Source organism: Rhodococcus sp. P3_B8 (assembly GCF_056402775.1).
Genome location: NZ_JBFUGT010000363.1, coordinates 1 through 5982, shown reverse-complemented (window position 1 = coordinate 5982; position 5982 = coordinate 1). Strand labels below are relative to the sequence as shown.

Sequence of the window (5982 nt, the reverse complement as noted above, 5' to 3'; positions counted from 1 at the left end):
GGGTGGGACTGACCGGCGTGCTGGTGCGGACGGGCAAGTTCCGCCAGTCGATTCTGGACCTCGCCCCGCAGCGACCGGACCACGTCGTCGACTCGGTCGCGCAGCTGCCGAAGCTCCTCGACGAACTCGCCTGACCGCGGTCCGGGACTAACCGGCCGTGAGCGGGTACTCTCGCGGCGAATCCTCCAATTCGTCGTTCCCAGAAGGAGCTTCCATGCTCGCTGTCTCCACGCCCGTCACCTCGACCGCCTCGGCATCTCGTACTCGTATCTCGTCTCTGTTCGGCCGACGGCTGGCACGTGTGGGAGCGGCGATGGCCGTGGGTCTGGGCGTCGCGGCGGGAATTTCGGTGGCTGGTGCAGGCGTCGCCGGTGCCGCCCCCGTCAACTGTGTCTCCCCGCCGTCGGCCAACGACGTCCAGGTGTCGGACACCGCGAGTTGCGGCGCCAAGGCGTCCGAAGCCGGCGTCGCCCACGCGATGGCCGCGGACAGCGGCACCGCGGTGAGTGTCGCCAACGGACGCAGCGGCGCCACCACGTACGCCAACGGATACGGAACGTCGCTCGGTGCGTCGACCGGCTCGGGTCAGGCCTACGCGCTCGCGCTCGGCGGCGGCATCGCTCGCTCCGGTGCGGCCGACGGCACCACCACCGTCGCGATCGCCGGCTGGGGTTCGGGCGCGACTGCCGACGCGAACGGCGTCGACTGCGTCGGTGCCCTGTCCCTCGCGTTCAACGTGAACACCGGCCAGGTCTGCGCGATGCGCTGATCGCCCGGGCTCACCGGTTCCCTCCCGACCTTGCACTCACCCTGTCCGAGTGCTAAAAATGCACTTGGCACTCACGACGCGTGAGTGCCAGGTCGGGACGGTGAGACCGGGAACCAAAGACACCCCTGGTCGTCCGTCGCGGGCACCGAACTCGGCCGAAGGCGTAAATGAGGCGACCCGACTAGCGGTCGCCTTGTGTGTCACCCCCAATCCGGAGGATCACTTCGCAATGGCCAAGATCATCGCGTTCGACGAAGAGGCCCGTCGCGGCCTCGAGCGGGGACTCAACGCCCTCGCCGACGCAGTCAAGGTGACGTTGGGCCCCAAGGGTCGCAACGTCGTGCTCGAGAAGAAGTGGGGCGCCCCCACGATCACCAACGATGGTGTTTCCATCGCCAAGGAGATCGAGCTCGAGGACCCCTACGAGAAGATCGGTGCCGAGCTGGTCAAGGAGGTCGCCAAGAAGACTGACGACGTCGCCGGCGACGGAACCACCACCGCTACCGTTCTCGCCCAGGCTCTCGTCCGTGAGGGTCTCCGCAATGTCGCTGCCGGCGCCAACCCGCTGGGTCTGAAGCGCGGCATCGAGAAGGCCGTCGAGGCCGTCACCGTGCGTCTGCTCGAGACCGCCAAGGAGATCGACACCAAGGAGCAGATCGCTGCTACCGCTGGTATCTCCGCAGGCGACCCGTCCATCGGCGAGCTCATCGCCGAGGCCATGGACAAGGTCGGCAAGGAAGGCGTCATCACGGTCGAGGAGTCCAACACCTTCGGCCTGCAGCTCGAGCTCACCGAGGGTATGCGCTTCGACAAGGGCTACATCTCGGCGTACTTCGCCACCGACCCGGAGCGTCAGGAAGCCGTCCTCGAGGACGCGTACATCCTGCTCGTGAGCTCCAAGATCTCCACGGTCAAGGACCTGCTGCCGCTGCTGGAGAAGGTCATCCAGTCCGGCAAGCCGTTGGTCATCATCGCCGAGGACGTCGAGGGCGAAGCCCTGTCCACCCTGGTGGTCAACAAGATCCGTGGCACCTTCAAGTCCGTGGCCGTCAAGGCTCCCGGCTTCGGTGACCGTCGCAAGGCTCAGCTCGCCGACATCGCCATCCTCACCGGTGGCGAGGTCATCAGCGAAGAGGTCGGCCTCTCCCTGGAGACCGCTGGACTCGAGCTGCTCGGCCAGGCACGCAAGGTCGTCATCACCAAGGACGAGACCACCATCGTCGAAGGCGCGGGAGACCCCGAGGCCATCGCCGGTCGCGTGTCGCAGATCCGCGCCGAGATCGAGAACAGCGACTCCGACTACGACCGCGAGAAGCTGCAGGAGCGCCTGGCCAAGCTGGCCGGTGGCGTTGCAGTCATCAAGGCCGGCGCTGCCACCGAGGTGGAGCTCAAGGAGCGCAAGCACCGCATCGAAGATGCCGTGCGTAACGCCAAGGCTGCCGTCGAAGAGGGCATCGTCGCCGGTGGTGGCGTGGCTCTGCTGCAGTCGGCTCCCGCGCTCGACGACCTGAAGCTCGAAGGTGACGAGGCCACCGGTGCGAACATCGTTCGCGTCGCCCTCGAAGCACCGCTGAAGCAGATCGCCTTCAACGCGGGCCTCGAGCCCGGCGTCGTTGCCGAGAAGGTTCGCAACCTGCCCGCAGGTCACGGCCTCAACGCCTCGACCAACGAGTACGGCGACCTGCTCGAAGCCGGCATCAACGACCCGGTCAAGGTCACCCGCTCCGCGCTGCAGAACGCAGCGTCCATCGCGGCTCTGTTCCTGACGACCGAGGCCGTCGTCGCCGACAAGCCGGAGAAGGCCGGAGCGCCCGTGGGCGAYCCGACCGGCGGCATGGGCGGTATGGACTTCTAAAGGCGGTTACGCCTCCCGTGAGTGGTTGAGGAGTCCTCGGACTCGCCCGCCACTCACGGGCACGAAGTGCTCAAAGAGCCCGGGACACCATCTGGTGTCCCGGGCTCTTTCTTGTCGGTGACCCGCCCCTTCCCGTGTGCGCGTCGGTAGATCTCGTGTCGGCTGTGGCCGTGGATTCGTTCCACGGCCACAGTGCTTTCGGCTGCTGCCGCCTGTGTCAGTGTCCGGCCGGCATCAGCATCCATGCGGCGAGGTAGACGAGGGCCGCGGTGCCGCCGGTGACCAGCGTGGCGACCACGGTGAGCAGTCGGACGAGGTTGACGTCCACCGAGAAGTATTCGGCGATGCCGCCGCAGACGCCTGCGAGCATCTTCTGGTTGTCGGAACGGGTGAACTGGCGGGGAGTGTTGCTGTCGAATGTCATGCGTCCATTCTGTTCGGCGGCATCTGCCGGCACATCGGGATGTTCCCCGATCTCGACCCTGGTCTTCGACCCTGAGTGCCCGCTCCATACCGCCGGAGGCCGCGCGTCGATTCGGCGTCTCCCGTGGCGCGCCGCGCCGAAAAACTCGATATCCCACACTTCGTGTCAATTCGATGTGACAATAGAAACTTTTGCCATCGAATTGTTAATTCGAGACAAATCGATGCGCTCACCGGGGCAAAGAAGGGATGTTCGAATTCGTTCACGCCTCGTTACTCCGCGGGGGAATTCAAGGGCGGCGACAAGAAAAAGTCCGGAAACAATGCAGTGAGGTATGTTCCGTCGCTATTCGATTACGAGAACGTGGATTCGGAGATCGTATCCATCGCATATCCCCAGCTAGATAGGCATGTTCTGCAGATAATTGAGAAGTAGCCAGTACTGATTTGCGGGTTCGTCGTTAAGTCAACGATCGCAAATGTTTACCACTTTGTGCTTATTCGAGGAGAAAACTCGGGTACAAATGACGGAGCCCCTGATCGCGGGGGGAAGTTCGAAATCCACTGCGTCGAAAAGGAGTAATACTATGTCCGACAGCTTTCTGACTCTGCTCGAAGCGCTCACCACACTGATCGACTTCATCGGGTCCGTCGCGGAATAGGGACACCCCCGTTTCGACCCCACTTCTCGACGAGAGCTGGAGCCCACATGACATCATGTGGGCTCCAGCTCTCGCCTCTTCGGAGTCGGGCAGGTGACGTCGCAGCGAAGGAGAACGATGGTCAACCGCACTGCAGCGGGTAGATACGGGGTGCGGCTTGCGCTCGCGGTCGCCCTCACGGCGGCGATTCCGTGCCTCGGAGTCCAGGCATCCGCTTCCGCCGATCCGACCGGAGACGCCACTGTCGCGGACGGTGGTTCCCACCTGGTGAGCACCGACGAGATCGACGACCGGCAGTTGACCATGCAGGTGTACTCGGCCTCCATGGACCGGGAGATTCCGCTGCGGGTCATCACCCCCGCGGACACGAGCGAGCCGAGGCCCACGCTGTACCTGCTCAACGGGGCGGGCGGCGGCGAGGACTCCGCCACGTGGCAGGCCAGGACCGATGTCGTCGATTTCTTCGCCGACAAGAACGTCAACGTGGTCACGCCCATGGAGGGCGCGTTCAGTTACTACACGGACTGGGAGCAGACCGACCCGGAACTGGGCAACAACAAGTGGACGACGTTCCTCACGCAGGAACTTCCGCCGATCGTCGACTCCGCGCTCGGCACCAACGGCGTCAACTCGATCGCCGGTATCTCGATGGCGGGTAGTTCGGTGCTGAGCCTGGCACAGTCGGCTCCGGACCTGTACGAGAGCGTCGGCGCCTACAGCGGCTGCGCGATGACCAGCACGGACCCCGGCCGCACGTACGTACAGCTGGTCGTCGAGGGCCGCGGCGGCGGCGACACCTCCAACATGTGGGGGCCGGAAGACGGCCCCGGCTGGACGGCCAACGACCCGTACGTCAACGCGGAGAAGCTGCGCGGACTCGACATCTACGTCAGCAACGGATCCGGACTGCCCGGGCCCGGCGACCAGCTGAACGGACCCGGGATCAACGGCGACGTCGGAACGCTCGCCAACCAGATCCTCCTCGGCGGCGCCATCGAGGCGGCCACCAACCAGTGCACCCACGCCCTCGCGGACAAGCTGAACGAACTGCAGATTCCCGCAACGTTCGACTTCCGGCCCGTCGGCACGCATTCGTGGTCCTACTGGGAAGAAGACCTGCACAAGTCGTGGCCGATGCTCGCTGCGTCGATCGGCCTGTAAACACCGGTCTCGGATGAGACTCGACCCCCGCAGATCCCGGATCTGCGGGGGTCGAGCCGTCTAGTCTGACGAAGTGGAGACAGTACCGATCCAGATGCCCGACGGAACCACCACTCCGGTTCGCCTGTTTCCCGGCCCGGACGAGGCCCCCGTCATCGTGGTGTTTCCCGGCCTGGGAATTCCCGCCGGCTACTACGAACCCTTCGCCGAGGAGCTCGTGTCCCGAGGGTTCAACGCGGCGATCGGCGAGCTTCGCGGGCAGGGCGACAGTCGTCCCCGTCCGAGCAGCGCCAGCACGTACGGCTACCACGAACTGGTGGCCCTCGACTTCCCCGCGATCTTCGAGGTGGTGCGGGAGCGTTTTCCCGCCGCGACGCCCTTCCTGCTGGGACATAGCATGGGGGGTCAGCTCGGTGTGATGTACGCGGCCCGGATCCGCGGCCGGCTCGGTGGGATCGTGCTCGTCGCGTCCGGGTCGCCGTATCACCGGGGATTCCCCGGGATACACGCCCCGCGGATGCTGGTGGGCGCCGCGGCGATGTCGATGACGGCCAATCTGGCGGGGTTCTGGCCCGGCGACAAACTCGACATCGGCGGGTTCGGGCGGCAGTCGAAGGCGCTGATCACCGACTGGTCGCGATTCGCCCGCACCGGCAGGATCGAACCCGACGGCGCCGACATCGACTACGAGGAACGCATCGCCCGGCTGAAATTGCCGGTGCTGTCCGTGACCGTCGAAGGAGACGATCTGGCGCCGGAGTCCTCGGCGAAAAACCTCCTCGCGAAGCTCCCGAACGCCGATGTCACGCTGTGGCACCAGCCGAAGCCGCTGGGCCACAACGGCTGGATCCGCGACCCGGCCGGCACCGTCGACCGGATCGTCGAGTGGATCCACGACCACACCTGACCCGTGAGTACTTATTAACCGCCCGCGGTTATGTCTGAGTTCAGGACATGCAGGACAGTTGATGTCTCAGGACATCGAGGACACTGACGACCCGTGCCCGTGACAATCGGGCATGGGTGGAAAAGGGTTTTCGATGAATCCGGACATCGTGGCCGCGGTCTCGGCGGTCGCAGGCGGGGCACGGGTGAACGTGTCCCGCCTGTGC

6 protein-coding genes are annotated in these 5982 nt (G+C 65.2%); 5 read left to right on the top strand and 1 reads right to left on the bottom strand.

The genetic code is table 11. The features are described 5' to 3' along the window. The 3 genes from AC1D1G_RS40330 to groL all read left to right on the top strand — a co-directional run. The coding region (locus tag AC1D1G_RS40330; protein ID WP_477956392.1) for an HAD hydrolase-like protein at positions 1–134 on the top strand (134 nt) is incomplete at its 5' end. A gap of 80 nt (positions 135–214) precedes the next feature. After that, positions 215–769 carry a DUF6764 family protein gene (locus AC1D1G_RS40325; protein ID WP_283336529.1) on the top strand — a complete coding sequence of 185 codons (555 nt, stop codon included), beginning with the start codon at positions 215–217 and terminating at the stop codon, positions 767–769. 229 nt (positions 770–998) lie between these two features. Beyond that, complete coding sequence (groL, locus tag AC1D1G_RS40320; RefSeq protein ID WP_005251801.1) at positions 999–2624, top strand: chaperonin GroEL; 1626 nt, start codon at positions 999–1001, stop codon at positions 2622–2624. A 217-nt stretch (positions 2625–2841) separates the two neighbouring features. Here the strand turns inward: groL and AC1D1G_RS40315 are convergent, their stop codons facing one another. Continuing rightward, positions 2842–3048, bottom strand: a complete 207-nt coding sequence (locus AC1D1G_RS40315; RefSeq protein WP_005251806.1) for a PspC domain-containing protein — start codon at positions 3046–3048, stop codon at positions 2842–2844. A 778-nt stretch (positions 3049–3826) separates the two neighbouring features. Here AC1D1G_RS40315 and AC1D1G_RS40310 point away from each other — a divergent pair. Further along, positions 3827–4870 (top strand): alpha/beta hydrolase, encoded by a 1044-nt coding sequence (locus AC1D1G_RS40310; protein WP_283354638.1) that lies wholly within the window; start codon positions 3827–3829, stop codon positions 4868–4870. Positions 4871–4964: 94 nt separating this feature from the next. Then, positions 4965–5777 (top strand): alpha/beta hydrolase family protein, encoded by an 813-nt coding sequence (locus AC1D1G_RS40305; protein ID WP_105421289.1) that lies wholly within the window; start codon positions 4965–4967, stop codon positions 5775–5777. Positions 5778–5982: the final 205 nt, after the last annotated feature.

Excerpts from the sequence above, each read along its gene's own strand:
- AC1D1G_RS40325 (WP_283336529.1), top strand. The coding sequence starts at position 215 with ATGCTCGCTGTCTCCACGCCCGTCACCTCGACCGCCTCGGCATCTCGT.
- AC1D1G_RS40315 (WP_005251806.1), bottom strand. The coding sequence starts at position 3,048 with ATGACATTCGACAGCAACACTCCCCGCCAGTTCACCCGTTCCGACAAC.
- AC1D1G_RS40310 (WP_283354638.1), top strand. The coding sequence starts at position 3,827 with ATGGTCAACCGCACTGCAGCGGGTAGATACGGGGTGCGGCTTGCGCTC.
- AC1D1G_RS40305 (WP_105421289.1), top strand. The coding sequence starts at position 4,965 with ATGCCCGACGGAACCACCACTCCGGTTCGCCTGTTTCCCGGCCCGGAC.